Annotated in this window: 13 protein-coding genes; 3 read left to right on the plus strand and 10 right to left on the minus strand. The window is 71.4% G+C overall.

All coding sequences use genetic code 11. The annotated features are described in order from the left end of the window. Positions 1–290 precede the first annotated feature (290 nt). The 3 genes from RNC47_RS22070 to thyX form a co-directional block, all read right to left on the minus strand. On the minus strand, positions 291–1,976 hold the full coding sequence (locus RNC47_RS22070) for a ribonuclease J (protein ID WP_311601224.1): 1,686 nt from the start codon (positions 1,974–1,976) through the stop codon (positions 291–293). Positions 1,977–2,112: 136 nt separating this feature from the next. Beyond that, positions 2,113–3,012 (minus strand): 4-hydroxy-tetrahydrodipicolinate synthase, encoded by a 900-nt coding sequence (gene dapA, locus RNC47_RS22075; RefSeq protein ID WP_311601225.1) that lies wholly within the window; start codon positions 3,010–3,012, stop codon positions 2,113–2,115. A 195-nt stretch (positions 3,013–3,207) separates the two neighbouring features. Beyond that, positions 3,208–3,900 (minus strand): FAD-dependent thymidylate synthase, encoded by a 693-nt coding sequence (thyX, locus tag RNC47_RS22080; RefSeq protein ID WP_311601276.1) that lies wholly within the window; start codon positions 3,898–3,900, stop codon positions 3,208–3,210. A gap of 170 nt (positions 3,901–4,070) precedes the next feature. Between thyX and RNC47_RS22085 the strand changes: the two genes are divergently transcribed. Together RNC47_RS22085 and RNC47_RS22090 are read left to right on the plus strand one after the other, a co-directional pair. After that, entirely contained in the window at positions 4,071–4,271 is a 201-nt protein-coding gene (locus tag RNC47_RS22085; RefSeq protein ID WP_311601226.1) for a hypothetical protein, read from the plus strand. A 67-nt stretch (positions 4,272–4,338) separates the two neighbouring features. Continuing rightward, positions 4,339–4,887 carry a hypothetical protein gene (locus tag RNC47_RS22090; protein ID WP_311601227.1) on the plus strand — a complete coding sequence of 183 codons (549 nt, stop codon included), beginning with the start codon at positions 4,339–4,341 and terminating at the stop codon, positions 4,885–4,887. A 15-nt stretch (positions 4,888–4,902) separates the two neighbouring features. On the opposite strand, the gene RNC47_RS22095 is transcribed toward RNC47_RS22090, so the two are convergent. The 6 genes from RNC47_RS22095 to eccD all read right to left on the minus strand — a co-directional run bounded on the left by RNC47_RS22095 (position 4,903) and on the right by eccD (position 12,018). Beyond that, positions 4,903–5,355, minus strand: a complete 453-nt coding sequence (locus tag RNC47_RS22095) for a tetratricopeptide repeat protein (protein WP_311601228.1) — start codon at positions 5,353–5,355, stop codon at positions 4,903–4,905. A 2-nt stretch (positions 5,356–5,357) separates the two neighbouring features. Further along, on the minus strand, positions 5,358–6,128 hold the full coding sequence (dapB, locus tag RNC47_RS22100; RefSeq protein WP_311601229.1) for a 4-hydroxy-tetrahydrodipicolinate reductase: 771 nt from the start codon (positions 6,126–6,128) through the stop codon (positions 5,358–5,360). A gap of 55 nt (positions 6,129–6,183) precedes the next feature. Beyond that, complete coding sequence (locus tag RNC47_RS22105; protein ID WP_311601230.1) at positions 6,184–7,548, minus strand: M16 family metallopeptidase; 1,365 nt, start codon at positions 7,546–7,548, stop codon at positions 6,184–6,186. Then, positions 7,545–9,770, minus strand: coding sequence for a polyribonucleotide nucleotidyltransferase (locus tag RNC47_RS22110; protein ID WP_311601231.1), 2,226 nt, complete (start codon positions 9,768–9,770; stop codon positions 7,545–7,547). Before RNC47_RS22110 ends, RNC47_RS22105 begins: the two co-directional genes overlap by 4 nt. 332 nt (positions 9,771–10,102) lie before the next feature. Then, positions 10,103–10,393 carry a 30S ribosomal protein S15 gene (gene rpsO, locus RNC47_RS22115; RefSeq protein ID WP_132931842.1) on the minus strand — a complete coding sequence of 97 codons (291 nt, stop codon included), beginning with the start codon at positions 10,391–10,393 and terminating at the stop codon, positions 10,103–10,105. Positions 10,394–10,593: 200 nt separating this feature from the next. Continuing rightward, positions 10,594–12,018 carry a type VII secretion integral membrane protein EccD gene (gene eccD, locus RNC47_RS22120; protein WP_311601232.1) on the minus strand — a complete coding sequence of 475 codons (1,425 nt, stop codon included), beginning with the start codon at positions 12,016–12,018 and terminating at the stop codon, positions 10,594–10,596. A 184-nt stretch (positions 12,019–12,202) separates the two neighbouring features. Here eccD and eccCa point away from each other — a divergent pair, with 184 nt between their 5' ends. After that, on the plus strand, positions 12,203–16,165 hold the full coding sequence (gene eccCa, locus RNC47_RS22125) for a type VII secretion protein EccCa (protein ID WP_311601233.1): 3,963 nt from the start codon (positions 12,203–12,205) through the stop codon (positions 16,163–16,165). A gap of 231 nt (positions 16,166–16,396) precedes the next feature. Here eccCa and RNC47_RS22130 read toward each other — a convergent pair whose 3' ends face one another. Beyond that, positions 16,397–17,026, minus strand: a complete 630-nt coding sequence (locus RNC47_RS22130) for a hypothetical protein (RefSeq protein ID WP_311601235.1) — start codon at positions 17,024–17,026, stop codon at positions 16,397–16,399.

Here is a 17,026-nt window from a genome sequence, read left to right on the forward strand (position 1 = left end):
GTCCTGAGCCAGGATCAAACTCTCCGTGAATGCTTCAAAGAAGATCATCCACGAGAACAATTTGATTCTCGCATTGATCAATCAAAAATCTGGCATTGACTTCTTGGCACACTGTTGAGTTCTCAAGGAACGGACGCTTACTTCAGACCCCTCACGAGGCCCTCCGGGCTTCCCTTCGTCTGCACCGCCGCGACCGGGGCCCTTCGGGGTTCCCCCCGCGGCGGTGACGTAAACGTACTTGAGCGGAGCGCCCGGATGCAAATCCGGGCGCTCCGCTGGCAGATGGAGCGTCAGACGTCCATGACCACGGGCATGATCATCGGCCGCCTGCGGTAGGTGTCGGAGACCCACTTGCCCACGGTTCGCCGTACCAGCTGCTGGAGTTGGTGCGGGTCGACCACGCCGTCCTGGGCGGAGCGGGACAGGACCTCGTCGATCTTCGGGAGGACCGCGGCGAAGTCCGAGTCCTCGATGCCGGAGCCGCGGGAGTGGATGCTCGGTCCGCTGACGATCTTTCCGGTGCTGCTGTCCACCACGACGAAGACCGAGATGAACCCCTCGTCGCCCAGGATCCGCCGGTCCTTGAGGCTGGCCTCGTCGACGTCGCCGACGGACAGGCCGTCCACGTACACGTAGCCGGCCTGCACCTTGCCCACGATCTTGGCCTTGCCGCCGACGAGGTCGACCGCGATGCCGTCCTCGGCGATGACGATGCGCTCCGGCGGAACCCCGGTCATCGCGCCGAGTTCGGCGTTGGCCCGCAGGTGGCGCCACTCGCCGTGAACGGGCATCAGGTTCCTTGGCCGGCAGATGTTGTAGAAGTACAACAGCTCGCCCGCCGAGGCGTGGCCCGAGACGTGGACCTTGGCGTTGCCCTTGTGGACGACGTTGGCGCCCCAGCGGGTCAGTCCGTTGATGACGCGGTAGACCGCGTTCTCGTTGCCCGGGATCAGCGAGGAGGCCAGGATGACCGTGTCGCCCTCGACGATCCTGATCTGGTGGTCGCGGTTGGCCATCCGGGAGAGCGCCGCCATCGGCTCGCCCTGCGAGCCGGTGCACACGAGAACCACCTCGTGGTCCGCGAGGTCGTCCAGGGCCTTCACGTCGACCACGAGTCCGGCTGGCACCCGCAGATAACCGAGGTCCCTGGCGATGCCCATGTTGCGCACCATCGAGCGGCCCACGAAGGCGATGCGGCGCCCGTGTTCGTAGGCGGCGTCCACGATCTGCTGGATGCGGTGCACATGGCTGGCGAAGCTGGCCACGATGATGCGTTTCTCGGCCCGCGCGAAGACCTGGCGCAGGACGCCGGAGATCTCGCGCTCCGGCGCCACGAAGCCCGGGACCTCGGCGTTGGTCGAGTCCGACAACAGCAGGTCGATGCCCTCCTCGCCCAACCGGGCGAAGGCGCGCAGGTCGGTGAGGCGACCGTCGAGCGGCAGCTGGTCCATCTTGAAGTCGCCGGTGTGCACGGCCATGCCGGCCGGGGTGCGGATGGCGACGGCCAGGGCGTCGGGGATGGAGTGGTTGACGGCGACAAACTCGCAGTCGAAGGGGCCGATCCGCTCCCGGTGGCCCTCGCTGACCTCGAGGGTGTAGGGGCGGATGCGGTGCTCCTGGAGCTTCGCCTCGAGCAGGGCCAGCGTCAGCTTGGAGCCGATCAGCGGGATGTCGGGCTTCTCGCGGAGCAGGTAAGGGACGCCGCCGATGTGGTCCTCGTGCCCGTGGGTGAGGACGATGCCGTCGATGTCGTCGAGGCGGTCCCTGATGGAGCTGAAGTCCGGCAGGATCAGGTCGACGCCCGGCTGTTCCTGCTCGGGGAACAGGACGCCGCAGTCGACGACGAGCAGCCGGCCTCCGTACTCGAAGACGGTCATGTTGCGGCCGATCTCGCCGAGGCCGCCGAGCGGGGTAACACGTAGGCCACCCTCAGGAAGCGTCGGCGGGGGGCCGAGTTCTGGATGGGGATGACTCAATGGACTCTCCTGACCACGCGCGCCACTGCCCCCTGGTGAGAGCCTGTGACGCGCGTGTCTCTGTGCAATGGTCGGTATTCAGTTATCACCTTCGCGGTGACGCTCTTGTTCTCCGGAGTCGAGCTCCGGGCCGTTCTCAGATCTGTACCCCGCCGGCCGCGAGATCGCGCCGGAGCTGCTCGGTCTCGGCCTCGGTGAGGCCGACGAGGGGGAGCCGCAGGGGGCCGCTCGGCAGCCCGCGCATCGCCAGGGCGGCCTTGGAGGTGATGACGCCCTGGGTGCGGAACATCCCGGTGAAGACGGGCAGCAGTCGCTGGTGGATCTCGGTGGCCTTGGCGACGTCGCCACTGGTGTGGGCGTCGACCAGGGCGCGCAGCTCGGGCGTGACGACGTGGCCGACGACGGAGACGAAGCCGATGGCGCCGACCGACAGCAGCGGCAGGTTCAGCATGTCGTCGCCGGAGTACCAGGCGAGCCCGGTGGTGGCGATCGCCCAGCTGGCCCGGCCGAGGTCGCCCTTGGCGTCCTTGTTGGCGACGATGCGCGGGTGGGCCGCGAGTCTGGTCATCGTCTCGGTGGTGATGGGGACGCCGCTGCGGCCGGGGATGTCGTAGAGCATGACCGGCAGCTCGGTGGCGTCGGCGACGGCCGTGAAGTGCTGGTAGAGCCCTTCCTGCGGCGGCTTGTTGTAGTACGGGGTGACGGTGAGCAGACCATGGGCTCCGGCCGCCTGGGCGGCGCGGGCGAGCTCGATGCTGTGCCTGGTGTCATTGGTGCCGACTCCGGCCACCACATGGGCGCGGTCGCCCACGGCCTCGACCACGGCGCGCACGAGCTGGGTTTTCTCCGCATCGCTGGTCGTCGGGGATTCGCCGGTGGTGCCATTGACGATCAGGCCGTCGTTGCCGGCGTCCACCAGGTGGGCAGCGAGCCGCTGCGCGCCATCGAGGTCGAGAGAGCCGTCCGCCGTGAATGGCGTGACCATGGCGGTCAGGACCCGCCCGAAGGGGGTTTGCGGTGTGGAGGTCGGAGCCATAGGTTCCACGCTACTCGCAGCTCAGCGGGGAGTGGCCCAGCGGGGCGGACAAGGGGTGGATCCCGGCGCTGCCTGCTCGGGGGTTCAGACAGCGCCGGGTCCGTTCAATCACCCTAGATGAACTTCGCGAAATGTCGCAATACGTGACACTTCTACCAGGTTTTCCGAGGTCCACATGAACGCCGACCGCGTCGGCTAGGGAGCGACCCGGCCGTTGGCGTTGAAGGCGGCGTATGTGAGCGGCATGAGACCGGCCCAGGCGCGCTCCATGAGCTCGGCCACCATCTCGATCTCCCGCTGCGGGAAGGAGGGCACCCGGGACCGCTCGTCCTTGGTGCGCAGGCCGAGGAAGTGCATCAGCGAGCGGGCGTTGCAGGTGGCGTACATCGAGGAGTAGAGGCCGACCGGCAGGGCCGCCCTGGCCACTTCGCGGGCCACGCCGGCGGCCAGCATCTCCTGGTAGGCCGCGTAGGACTGGCGGTAGCTCTCCTCCATGGTCTTGGTGACCAGCGCGTGCTGCTCGGGGGTGCCGGGCACGAACTCGTACTTCCCCGGACGCCCCTGCTGGACGAGCTTCCGGTCCTCCCCCGGTACGTAGAAGACGGGCTCGAGCTGGCGGTAACGACCGCTCTCCTCGTTGTACGACCAGCCGACGCGGTGCCGGTGGAACTCGCGGAAGACGAAGATCGGCGCGCTGATGAAGAAGGTCATCGAGTTGTGCTCGAAGGGGCTGCCGTGCCGGTCGCGCATCAGGAAGTTGATCAGGCCCTTGGAGCGCTCGGGGTCCTTGCTGAGCTCGTCCAGCGACTGCTCACCCGCCGTCGAGACGCGGGCCGCGAAGAGCACGTCCGTGTCGGAGGCGCTGTGCTTGATCAACTCGACGGTCATGTCGCTGCGGAAGCTGGGGGTGTCGGTCACGGCCCCCACCCTAGACGTCGGCACCGACAGCGATTCCGGGCGTCCGGCAAATCGGACTCCCGGCATCGAGTCGGATTCTTCACCTGATAACTTTGTATTGACTCACTCGGGGGAGTCCATTCAGGGGAGGGAGCGACCAGATGACGCAGCACGATGACTTCTCCAGCAACGTCACCCGGCCCAGGCGGCCCCGCCCCGGCGTCGGGCAGCTGCTCGGGCACGTGCTGTTCGCCCTGGTCGTGATCTCCGGCCTCGTCGGCGCCCTGCTGCTGGCCGGACCCGCCCTCGACGTCGAGCACCAGACCGCTCCGCAGGCACCGGAGGCGGCCACCAATCCCTGAGCGCGATAGCCTCACCGTTCACAGCCCGTCCCCTGTGATCCGACTGTGATACGAACGAGGACCCGTCGTGCCCCTTGCCTTTCTCTCGGCCGACCGTGACACCGCCGCAACCGGTCAGGACGTCGTGCCCCCACACCCCGACCCCAGCCAGTGGCGCCGCCCCTACCGGCTCGGCCCGTGGCGCGTCGGCATCGCCGCCTTCGCCCTGCTGATAGCGGCCTACATGCTGATATCCGCGCTGATCATCGCGGTGGCCGGCACGCTGGCCGGCGCCACCGCCACGGTGGCGATCGCCGCCCTCACCATCCTGTTCTCGCTGCGGCTGCTGCGGATGGGCGTCTGGGTCAGCAGCCGCGGGCTGCGCCGTGTCGGACTGCTGACCACCCGGACGCTGCGCTGGCGCGACGTCGCCCGGATCAGCACCGTCCAGCAGCCGGTGCGCTGGCTCGGGCTGCCGCGGAGCGTCCAGGGCCAGGCGGTCCAGATCGAACTCCGGCAGGGCGAGCCGCTCGCCCCCCTGCTCACCGACCACAGCGTCGACTTCCTCGGCCGCCGGGACCTCTTCGAGCGGGCCGCCGACGTGCTGGAGGCCTGGGCGGCCGAGAACCGCCACTGACCGGCCTCCGCCGCCTCAGGAGCGTGGCGGGCGCCCCGCGTGCAGGGCGATGGCGTGCTGCATCGCCTTCCGGGCGCGGGGCGTGTCCCGGGCGTCGTGGTAGGCGACGGCGAGCCGGAACCAGCAGCGCCAGTCCCCCGGGTTGGCCTCGGTCTCGGCCCGCCGCCGCGCGAACGCCGCGTCGGCCGCCGCCCGGTCGACCCGACCGCTCGGCGTCCTGGCCAGATCGTCCACCGGCAGCCCGCCCTCGGCCTCCAGCTCCCGCGCCAGCCGGTTGGCGCGCAGCACGAAGTGGGCGCTGCGCCACAGGAACCACGCGCCGAGCAGCGGCAGCACGAGCACCGCGACGCCGAGCGGCACCGTGACCCAGGTGCCCTCGCCGATCAGCAGCACACCGCGGTGCCCGACCAGACCGAAGTAGCCGACGAGCACCACGCTGAGCAGCAGGAAGAGCAGCCTGTCCCGCACGGCTAGCCGTCCAGATCCAGGCTGTGCGGATCCAGGAGGTGCTCAAGCCCGAGGGTGAGCCCGGGGACACCGCCGATCCGGCGGATCCCGAGCAGCACGCCCGGCATGAAGGAGCCACGGTTCATCGAGTCGTGGCGGATGGTGAGGATCTCGCCGTCCCCGCCGAAGAGCACCTCCTGGTGGGCGACGAGGCCGCTGAGCCGCACCGAGTGCACCGGCACCCCGGCGACGACGGCGCCGCGCGCGCCGTCCAGGGCGCTGGTGGTGGCGTCCGGCTGCGGGCCGAGGCCGGCGGCGGCGCGGGCCTCGGCGACCATCTCGGCGGTGCGGGTCGCGGTGCCGCTGGGGGCGTCGGCCTTGCCCGGGTGGTGCAGCTCGACGATCTCGGCCGACTCGAAGAAGCGGGCGGCCTGCCGGGCGAACTGCATGGTCAGCACGGCGCCGATGCTGAAGTTCGGCGCGATCAGCACCCCGACCCCCGGCGCCTCGGCCAGCCAGCCGCGCAGCGTCGCGAGACGCTCGTCGGTGAACCCGGTGGTGCCGACGACCCCGTGGATGCCATGCCGGACGCAGAACTCCAGGTTGCCCATCACCGCGTCGGGGTGGGTGAGGTCGACGGCGACCTCGGCACCCGCCTCGGTCAGGGTCTCCAGCTTGTCGTTCCGACCCAGCGTGGCGACCAGCTCCATGTCGTCCGCCGCCCCGACGGCGCGGACGGCCTCGACGCCCATCCGGCCGCCGGCGCCGATGATCGCCACCCGCTGCTTGCTCATCACGTATCCGTTCCTTCCCCAGCGTTCTTCCCCGCGGCTCCGAGGCCCCGGATGCCTAGGACATCGCCTCGGTCAGGCGCGCGGCGCGCCGGTCGTTCAGCGGGCCGATGACGGACAGCGAGGGTCGCTGCCCCAGTACCTCACGGGCGACCCGGCGCACGTCGTCCGGGGTGACCGCCGCGATGTGTGCCAGCAGCTCGTCGACCGAGAGCTGCTGGCCCCAGCAGATCTCGCTCTTGCCGAGCCGGTGCATCAGGGAGCCGGTGTCCTCCAGGCCCAGCACGGTGGACCCCGCCAGCTGGCCGATGGCCCGTTCGACCTCCTCGTCGCCGAGCCCCTTCTCCGCGACCTCGGCGAGCTGCTGGCGGCAGATGTCGAGCACCTGGTCGAGCCGGTCGGGCCGGCAGCCGGCGTAGACGCCGAACAGGCCGCAGTCCGCGTAGCCGGAGGTGTGGGCGTAGACGTTGTAGGCGAGGCCGCGCTTCTCGCGGATCTCCTGGAAGAGCCGCGAGCTCATCCCGCCGCCGAGCGCGGTGGACAGCACGCCGAGCGCCCAGCGCCGCTCGTCGTGCCGGGAGACGCCGGGCATGCCGAGCACCAGGTGGGCCTGCTCGGTGCGGCGCTCCACGATGTCGACCCGGCCGGCGGGGCGCACCTCGCGGTGGCCGCTGCGCGGGCCCACGGGCTCGGCACCGGGGCCGGACGCGCCGGCCCGGTCGAAGGCGGCCGTCACCAGGTCGACGACGGTGGCGTGCTCGGCGTTGCCGGCGACGGTGACCACCAGCCGGGTCGGGTCGTAGTGCCGCCGGTAGAAGCGGGCGATGCGGTCCCTGGTCAGCGCGTTGACCGTGTCGACGGTACCCAGCACGGGACGGCCGAGCGGGCTGTCGCCGAAGAGCGTGTGCGCGAAGAGGTCGTGGACGCCGTCACTCGGGTCGTCCTCGGTCATCGCGATCTCCTCGAGGATGACGTCACGCTCGGCGTCCACCTCCTCGGCCGGGATCAGCGAGCCGGTGAGCATGTCGCAGACGATGTCGACGGCGAGCGGCAGGTCGCTGTCGAGGACGCGGGCGTAGTAGCAGGTGAACTCCTTCGTGGTGAAGGCGTTCATCTCGCCGCCGACGGCGTCGATGGCCGAGGAGATCTCCAGCGCGCTGCGCCGGCTCGTGCCCTTGAAGAGGAGGTGTTCCAGGTAGTGGGTGGCGCCGCCCTGGGCCGGGGTCTCGTCGCGGGAGCCCACCCGGGCCCAGATCCCGAACGACACGGAGCGCACCCCGGGCACCGTCTCGGTGAGGATCCGCAGACCCGAGGGCAGCACGGTCCGCTGGACCGTCGTTCCGTCGCTGTGGCGTGGACGGGGCACGGCCCGCCCCACCGGATCGGTGGGGCGGGCCGTCTCCGTACCGGTCGGTCGGCTCACTGCTCGGTGGCGTCCTTCTCGGTGGCCTCGGCGGCGGGCTCCTCCTCGTCCAGCACGGGCACGAGGGACAGCTTGCCGCGCTGGTCGATCTCGGCGATCTCGACCTGGACCTTCTGGCCCACGCCGAGCACGTCGTCCACGTTCTCCACGCGCTTGCCGCCGGCCAGCTTGCGGATCTGCGAGATGTGCAGCAGACCGTCCTTGCCGGGGAGCAGGGAGACGAAGGCACCGAAGGTGGTGGTCTTGACGACGGTGCCCAGGTAGCGCTCGCCGACCTCGGGCATCGTCGGGTTGGCGATGCCGTTGATCGTGGTGCGGGCGGCCTCGGCGGAGGGGCCGTCGGCGGCACCGATGTAGATGGTGCCGTCGTCCTCGATGGTGATGTCGGCGCCGGTGTCCTCCTGGATCTGGTTGATCATCTTGCCCTTGGGGCCGATGACCTCGCCGATCTTGTCGACCGGGATCTTCACCGTGATGATCCGCGGCGCGTTGGGGGACATCTCGTCCGGGACATCGATGGCCTCGCTCATCACGTCCAGGATGTGCAGCCGCGCGTCACGCGCCTGCTTGAGGGCGGCGGCGAGCACCGAGGCCGGGATGCCGTCCAGCTTGGTGTCGAGCTGGAGGGCGGTGACGAACTGCCGGGTGCCGGCGACCTTGAAGTCCATGTCGCCGTACGCGTCCTCGGCGCCGAGGATGTCGGTGAGGGTGACGTAGTGCGTCTCGCCCTCGATCTCCTGGGAGATCAGGCCCATCGCGATGCCGGCCACCGGCGCCTTCAGCGGGACGCCCGCGTTCAGCAGGGACATGGTGGAGGCGCAGACCGAGCCCATGGAGGTCGAGCCGTTGGAGCCGAGCGCCTCGGAGACCTGACGGATCGCGTAGGGGAACTCCTCGCGGCTGGGCAGCACCGGGACGAGCGCCCGCTCGGCCAGCGCGCCGTGGCCGATCTCGCGGCGCTTCGGGGAGCCGACGCGGCCGGTCTCGCCGGTGGAGTAGGGCGGGAAGTTGTAGTTGTGCATGTAGCGCTTGCGGGTCACCGGCGAGAGGGTGTCCAGCTGCTGCTCCATGCGCAGCATGTTCAGCGTGGTGACGCCCAGGATCTGGGTCTCGCCGCGCTCGAAGAGTGCCGAGCCGTGCACCCGCGGGATGGCCTCCACCTCGGCGGCCAGGGTGCGGATGTCCGTGACGCCGCGGCCGTCGATGCGGACCTTGTCACGGATGACGCGCTCGCGGACCAGCTGCTTGGTGAGGGAGCGGTAGGCGGCGGAGATCTCCTTCTCCCGGCCCTCGAACTGCGGCAGCAGCTTCTCGGCGGCGACCGACTTGATCCGGTCGAGCTCGGTCTCGCGCTCCTGCTTGCCGGCGATGGTGAGCGCCTGGGCCAGCTCGTCGCGGACGGCGGCGCTCAGCGCCTCGAGCACGTCGTCCTGGTAGTCCAGGAAGATCGGGAACTCGCCGGTGGGCTTGGCGGCCTTGGCGGCCAGGTCGGACTGGGCGCGGCAGAGGACCTTGATGAACGGCTTGGCGGCCTCCAGGCCGGCGGCGACGACCTCCTCGGTGGGGGCGGTGGCGCCGCCCCTGACCAGCTCGATCGTCTTCTCGGTGGCCTCGGCCTCGACCATCATGATGGCGACGTCGCCGTCGGGCAGCACCCGGCCGGCCACCACCATGTCGAAGACGGCCTCCTCCAGCTCGGTGTGGGTCGGGAAGGCGACCCACTGGCCACGGATCAGGGCGACCCGGGTGCCGCCGATCGGGCCCGAGAACGGCAGCCCGGCCAGCTGGGTGGAGCAGGAGGCGGCGTTGATCGCGACCACGTCGTAGAGGTGGTCGGGGTTGAGCGCCATGATCGTCTCGACGATCTGGATCTCGTTGCGCAGGCCCTTGCGGAAGGAGGGGCGCAGCGGGCGGTCGATGAGCCGGCAGGTGAGGATGGCGTCCTCGGAGGGGCGGCCCTCGCGCCGGAAGAAGGAGCCGGGGATCTTGCCGGCCGCGTACATCCGCTCCTCGACGTCGACGGTGAGCGGGAAGAAGTCCAGCTGGTCCTTGGGGTTCTTGGAGGCCGTGGTGGCCGAGAGGACCATGGTGTCGTCGTCCAGGTAGGCGACGGCGGAGCCGGCGGCCTGCTTGGCGAGGCGGCCGGTCTCGAAGCGGATGGTGCGGGTGCCGAAGGGGCCGTTGTCGATGACGGCCTCGGCGTAGTGGGTCTCGTTCTCCACCTGTGTCTGTCTCCTCTGCTCGCCCCCGCCCGGTGGCGGCGGCGTCGGCGGTGGAGCACCCCCGCACTGGCCGGCCATCGATCGAAGCTCCCGGGGCGACGCCCGGGGGCCACTACCGAGGACCGGCGACGGTTCGGAAGGCGCTCCGCCTCGTACGTGTCTCCTGTGTCCTGTATGGCGCGTGCCGTACGGGACCAGCCTACAAAGGCATCGGGTTCCCGGCTCGGTTTCCACCCCCGGTGGGGGCACCGGCCGGGATCGCCGGATCCGGCATCAGCGGATACGGCGAAGGAGCGGCCGCCGCGTGCGGTGGCCGCTCCCTCTGGGGCGTGTTACCGGGCGCCCGCCGCGCCGCGGCGGATGCCCAGGCGCTCGACCAGGGTCCGGAAGCGCTGGATGTCCTTGCGCGCCAGGTACTGGAGCAGGCGCCGGCGCTGACCCACCAGGAGCAACAGGCCCCGGCGGGAGTGGTGGTCGTGCTTGTGGGTCTTCAGGTGCTCGGTGAGGTCCGAGATGCGGCGGGAAAGCAGCGCGACCTGAACCTCGGGGGAGCCGGTGTCGCCTTCCTTGGTGGCGAACTCGGCGATGATCTGCTGCTTGGTGGCGGCGTCGAGCGACGACACACGTACTCCTCGAATGATGAGTGATTGCCACCGAGTGCCCCTGGTCTGAACCGCAGGGGAGCTTCCGGAACTCGGGAGGCGGGGTCCGCTGAGCGCTTCCTCCAGAAGACTCCGGGGGCGCGTACGCAAACGGCCAGTGAGCACGGTACAACAGATCCGCGTCCCCTGGCACATCGGCCTCTGGTCGCGGGGCGGCCGGGTCAGTCGCCCGTCAGGCCGCGGACCCTGGTGTAGACGTCGAGGACGGCCAGGCAGAGCGGGATCAGGGAGAGCAGCACGGCGCCCTCGGCGAGGTCCAGGGCCCGGCCCCAGAAGGGGGTGAGGCCGGCGCGCGGCACGATCAGGGCGATCGCGACGAGGAGGCAGGCGGCGGCGGTGAGCGCGGCGGTCAGCCACAGCACCCGCAGGCCGCCGGAGCCCTCGGCGTCCAGCGCGAAGCCGGCGACCAGCAGCGCCAGGGAGCCGAGGCCGGCGACCAGCAGCACCGTCACCTGGACGGCGTAGCGGAAGAGGCGGGCGCGGGTGAGCAGGGCCAGGCCGGTGGCGAGCGCGAGCAGCTGCGCCCAGCCGTCGGCGGAGAAGCCGAGGACGCCGGCGGCGACGGTGGCCAGCATGGCGCAGCCACCGGTGAGGCCGAGCAGGATCTGGTGGCCGCGGCGGGCCTGGGCCGCGATGCGCTCGGTGTCGACGGCGCCGGCCTGGGCCGGCTCCTGGCCCGGGCTCTCGTAGCCGGGGCGGGGCGCGACGTAGCCGATGGGCAGCCGGACGACGGCGGCGGAGAGCGCCGGCAGGAAGGCGAGCGCGCCGAGGGCGACCGGGACGCTGACGGCGGCGGCCGCGGCGGGGGTGGCCTCGGTGAGGATGGCGCCGAAGGTGGCGAGGGCGCCGAGCGCCGCGGCGCAGGCGGCCGCCGCGAACCAGCCGGCGAGCCCGGGCACGGCGGCGACCAGGGCGGCCGACACCACCAGGACGGCGAGGCAGCCGAGGAGCAGTTCGAGGCGGCCGACGCCGTGGCCCTCGTCGAGCGGCAACGCTCCGGTGCCGGCGACCAGCGCGTGCGGCAGCGCGGCGAGCCCGGCGGTCAGGGCGCCGGCCGCGTCGTCGTAGACGCGGGCGCGGACGGCGGCGAAGGAGGCGAACAGCACGGCGAGGATCGCGGCCAGCACGCCGGGCAGGCCGTGCGTCTCGTGCCGTACGGGGTCGGCGTACCAGAGCACCAGGGCGGTGAGCACGGCCAGCGCGCCGGCGGCGGTGAGCCCCGCGGTGCGCAGCAGCCGCTCGTCCCACAGCCGCCGGTCGTGGGTGACGGCCTCGGCGATGGCGTCGGTGACGTCGTCGTGGACGGGCGGCGGCAGCGAGTCGGCGAACGGCCGCAGCGTCAGCACGTCGCCGTCGAGGACGCGCTGGGCGCCGAGCGTGCGCGCGCCGTCGAGCACGGTGCCGTCGCGGCGCACCAAGTGGTAGCCGACCGGGGCGCCGGGGTCGGGGGCCTGGCCGGTGAGGCGGAGGATCTCGGGATAGAGGTCGGCGAGCGGGAGGTCCTCGGGCAGCGCCATGTCGGTGCGGCTGTCGGGCGCGGCGACGGTGACGCGGCAGAAACCGGTGGCTGCGGTCGTCGTGCTCACGGAACGTATCCCCCTCGTGCCAGGCCCACGGACTGCGGCCGCCAACCCTATCGCCCGGGGTGCCCGGGCGGCCCAACCACCGCCCGGGCACGCGGAGGTGAGACCGCCCTGCACTAGGATCTGTCGCCCGACGACACCGAACGACTACCAGCCGTCGCGGCCGTGGGGGATCGCAGGGGGATATGTGAGCCAGATCGTGGTCAAGCGTCCGCCGAGGTCGCTGCCTGACAGGATCCCGGACGAGCCCGTCACCCTGCTGCCGCCGCCCGAACTGCCCAGGGGGCAGCAGGAGGGCGTGCTGATGCAGCTCGTGCCGATGCTGGGCATGGGCTCCTCGGTGGTGTTCTTCTTCATGCCGAACGCCGCGCCGATGATGCGGGTGATGGGCCTGCTGATGCTGGTGTCCACGATCGGCATGCTGATCGCGATGGTGGTGCGGTTCCGGCGCGGCACCCAGGGACAGATGGCGCAGCTGCGCCGCGACTACCTCAAGTACCTGGCGCGCACCAGGACGCGGGTGCGGGAGACGGCGCGCGAGCAGCGGGACACCCAGCTGTACCTGCATCCGGCGCCGGAACAGCTGTGGGCGCTGGTCGCCGAGGGCAGCCGGGTGTGGGAACGGCGGCCCGGGGACGCCGACTTCGGCCAGGTGCGGGCGGGCCTCGGCGAGCACCAGCTCGCCACGCCGCTGGTGGCGCCCGAGACGGCGCCGGTCGACGAGCTCGAACCGCTGACGGCGCGTTCCATGCGGCGGTTCCTCGACACCCACGGCACGATCGGCGGGTTGCCGGTGGCGGTGTCGCTGCGCGGCTTCTACCACCTGACGGTCACTGGCGAGGCCGAGGCGGCCCGGGGCACGGCCCGTTCGCTGGTCGCGTCGCTGGTCGCGCTGCACTCGCCGGAGGACGTGACGCTGGCGGTGGTGACCTCGGCCGAGGCGGCCGGGCAGTGGGAGTGGGTCAAGTGGCTGCCGCACGCGCAGCTCTCCGCCTTCGACGGGGCCGGCACGCAGCGGCTCGTCGGGCGAACGGTGTCGGAGGTGGAGGAGCGTCTCGCCTCGGGGCTCGAGGGCCGGGGCCGGTTCTCGCCCAACGGCAAGCCGGTGCTCGACCAGCCGCACGTGGTGCTGCTCTTGGACGGGGCGCGGGTGCCGCCGCACTCGGCGTTCGCGGCGGCCGAGGGGATCCAGGGCGTCACCGTCGTGGAGGTCAACCCCGGCAGCCGGTCCGCCGACGAGCGGCGGGCGGGCCTGACCGTGTGGTCAGGCCCCGGTGAGCTGCGCCTGACGTCGCCCGACGGCTCGTACTACGAGGGCGTGCCCGACGTGCTGTCGCTGCCCGCGGCCGAGGCGTTGGCCAGGCAGCTCGCGCCGCTGCGGCTCGGCACCGCGGCCGACGAGGACGAACCGCTCCTGGCCGACCTGGACTTCGCCGAGCTGCTCGGCCTCGGCGACCCGGCGGCCGTGGACACGGCCCGCACCTGGCGGCCGCGCGGCGCCGGCGAGCGGCTGCGGGTGCCGATCGGGGTGGACGAGGAGGGCCAGCCGGTGATGCTGGACCTCAAGGAGGCGGCCCAGGAGGGCATGGGCCCGCACGGCCTGTGCGTGGGCGCCACCGGCTCGGGCAAGTCGGAGCTGCTGCGCACCCTGGTGCTCGGCCTGGCCGTCACCCACACCTCGGAGACGCTGAACTTCGTGCTCGCCGACTTCAAGGGCGGCGCCACCTTCACCGGGATGGCCGGGCTGCCGCACGTGTCGGCGGTCATCACCAACCTGGCCGACGACCTGACGCTGGTCGACCGGATGGGCGACTCGATCCGCGGCGAGCTGCAGCGCCGCCAGGAGCTGCTGCGGGCCGCGGGCAACTACGCCAACCTGCACGAGTACGAGAAGGCGCGGGCCGCCGGCGCCCCGCTCGAACCGCTGGCCTCGCTGGTGCTCGTCATCGACGAGTTCTCCGAACTCCTCACGGCCAAGCCGGACTTCATCGACATGTTCATCCAGATCGGCCGCATCGGGCGCTCGCTCGGCGTCCATCTGCTGCTGGCCTCGCAGCGGTTGGAGGAGGGCCGGCTCAAGGGCCTCGACACCTACCTCTCCTACCGGATCGGCCTGCGCACCTTCTCGGCCGCCGAGTCCCGCACCGCGATCGGCACGCCGGACGCCTACCACCTGCCGCAGATCCCGGGCTCCGGCATCCTCAAGTTCGGCACCGAGGAGATGGTCCGCTTCAAGGCGGCCTATGTCTCGGGCTCGTACCGGGAGCCGGCGGCCCGGCCGGCGTCCGCCGGGCCGCGCCCCGTCCACCGTCGACCGGTGCTCTTCACCGCCGCGCCGGTGCCGGTTCGGTACGAGGAGCCGGCGCCGGAGCCGGTGCCGGCCGCGCCGCCGGTGGTCGCGGACGACCCGCTGTCGGAGACCGTGCTCGACGTGATCGTGCGCCGCCTCGAAGGCCGGGGCCCGGCCGCCCACCAGGTGTGGCTGCCGCCGCTCGACTCCGCGCCCACGCTGGACGAACTGCTGCCGGAGCTGCGGGTGTTGGAGGGCCGGGGCCTCCAGGCCCCGGGCCGTTCCGGAACCCTCTCCGTGCCGCTCGGCCTGGTGGACAGGCCGTTCGAGCAGCGCCGCGAGGTCCTCTTCCGCGACTTCTCGGGCGCCGGCGGCCACATGCTGATCGTCGGCGGCCCGCAGTCGGGCAAGTCCACCCTGCTGCGCACCCTGGTCGCCTCGTTCGCGCTCACCCACACCCCGCGCGAGGTCCAGTTCTACGGCCTCGACTTCGGCGGCGGCGGCCTGACCGCCGTGGCCGACCTGCCGCACGTCAGCGGCATCGCCTCCCGCCTCGACCCGGACCGCGTCCGCCGCACGGTGGCCGAGGTCGCGGGCGTGCTGGCCGGCCGCGAGGAGTACTTCCGCCGGCACGGCATCGACTCCATCACGACCTACCGGCGGCTGCGCGCCGAGGGCCGCCTGCCCGACGAGTCCTGGGGCGACGTCTTCCTGCTGATCGACGGCTGGGCGGCGTTCAAGCAGGACTACGACATGACGCTGGAACCGGTGATCACGGACATCGCGGCGCGCGGCCTCGGCTATGGCGTCCACCTCGTCGTGACGGCGGCGCGCTACCTGGAGATGCGGCCGGCGTTGAAGGACCAGTTGGCGAACCGGCTCGAACTGCGCCTGGGCGACAGGTTGGAGTCGGAGTTCGACCGCAAGGTCGCGGCGGCCATCCCGGCCGACGTCCCGGGCCGCGGCCAGACTCCGGACCGGCTGCACTGGATCTCGGCGCTGCCTCGACTGGACGGGGTGGCCCGGGCGGACGACCTGGCGGCGGGGACGGCCTCCCTGGTCGCCGCGGTGCGCGACGGCTGGACGGGGCCCACCGCCCCGACGTTGCGAACCCTGCCCGAGCGCCTGCTGGCCCAGGACCTGCCCAAGGGGTTCGAGCACCCGAACTCGGGCATCCCGATCGGCATCGGCGAGGCGGATCTACGGCCCGTGTTCATCGACTTCGACCGGGACCCGTTCCTGCTCGTCATCGGTGAGAACGAGGTGGGCAAGACGGCGGCGCTGCGCCTGATCATGCAGAAACTCACCGAACGCTACGGTCCCGAGGACGCCGTGTTCGCGATCACGGACTTCCGTCGCTCACTCATGGCCGCCGCCCCGGAGAACTACGTCGGCGGCTACGCGACGACGGAGGCCAAGCTCGAAACGGACGTCCGGTCGCTGCTCTACCTCTTCGAGAAGCGGGCGCCCAGGGACGACATCACGATCGAGGAACTGCGCGCCCGCAACTGGTGGAGCGGCCCACGCATGTTCATCATCGTCGACGACCACGACCTCGCCTCGGCCTCCGCCGCGAACCCGCTGGCCGCGCTGGCCGCGCACCTCCCCTACGCCAGGGACGTGGGCATCTCGGTGATCGTCGCCCGCAACGCCGCCGGCTTCTCCCGCGCATCGTTCGACCCGCTCATCCAGCGCATGCGCGACCTGAGCGCCCAGGGCCTGATCCTCTCCGGCGACCCCCGGGAGGGCGACCTCCTCCACGGCACCCGCGCCCGCCCCCTCCCCCCGGGCCGCGCCCAACTCGTCTCACGGCGCCGGGAGAACCCGCTGGTGCAGTTGGGATGGCTGCCGGAGGAGTGACTACGGAAGGATCCACTTCGCCGTTCGACGCCCCAGCCTCGCGCCAGCCGAATTCAAAGGTGGCGATCGGACGTTCCTCCTCGACTCCGCGTACGCGGCAGAACCCTTCCCAGCGGGCCGTCGAGTCACCAAGGATTTCGAGGAACTCCGCCAGGTCCGGAGAAACGGCGACGATTACTCACCAGGCCAGCGACCGGGAGCCCTGCGGCCTGTCGTCCACGCCTTCCATGGTCACTCGGCAAGCCGCCGGGGCGTCCCCTCGGGCAGCATCGACTCCTCGAGACAGTCGAGGGCGTCGGCGACCGCGCGGGAGACGGAGTTGAGGACGTCCACCGCCTGGTCCTCGTTCGCCTCGGCACCCAGGCCGGGCAGGGTGAGGACGGCGGCCAGGAACTCCTCCGTCGGCACGTCCCTGGCCGAACACGGGAAGAGGATGAAGGCATCTCCGTCGGCGTAGTAGGCCGAGGCACCGGCCGAGTAGTTCACACGGCTGTCGGTGTCGTTCTCTTCGGGGGGCGTGGCGTCGTCGAACCAGTAATACTCGATCGTGGCGAAGGGCGCGTTCCAGTGCGTCGCCGTATAGACCTGACAGAAGCTCTCCGAAAAAGCGTCGGGCGCGGAAAGTCGCTCGACGAACTGAGCCAGGTCGACCGTCGGACGAGTTTCGATCTCGTCACTGAAGACGGTGTCGCCCGAGAGGGATTCGAGGCTTCGGGCAGCGGAGGCGGACAGTGTACCGGCACAGACCTCCGTGGCCGACTTGCCGTTCTCCAGGGCACCGTCGGTGGGGCCGTCGCCGGATGCGCCTGGTTCCTCGTCCACCCCGGAACAGCCGAACACGCCGAGGAACGCCATGCCCAT

The sequence above is a fragment of the Streptomyces millisiae genome (assembly GCF_031845425.1).
Taxonomy (GTDB): Bacteria; Actinomycetota; Actinomycetes; order Streptomycetales; family Streptomycetaceae; genus Streptomyces; species Streptomyces millisiae.

Bases quoted from the DNA above. Each gene is read 5' to 3' on its own strand.
- dapA (WP_311601225.1), bottom strand. From the start codon at position 3,012: ATGGCTCCGACCTCCACACCGCAAACCCCCTTCGGGCGGGTCCTGACC.
- thyX (WP_311601276.1), bottom strand. From the start codon at position 3,900: ATGACCGTCGAGTTGATCAAGCACAGCGCCTCCGACACGGACGTGCTC.
- RNC47_RS22085 (WP_311601226.1), top strand. From the start codon at position 4,071: ATGACGCAGCACGATGACTTCTCCAGCAACGTCACCCGGCCCAGGCGG.
- dapB (WP_311601229.1), bottom strand. From the start codon at position 6,128: ATGAGCAAGCAGCGGGTGGCGATCATCGGCGCCGGCGGCCGGATGGGC.
- RNC47_RS22130 (WP_311601235.1), bottom strand. From the start codon at position 17,026: ATGGGCATGGCGTTCCTCGGCGTGTTCGGCTGTTCCGGGGTGGACGAG.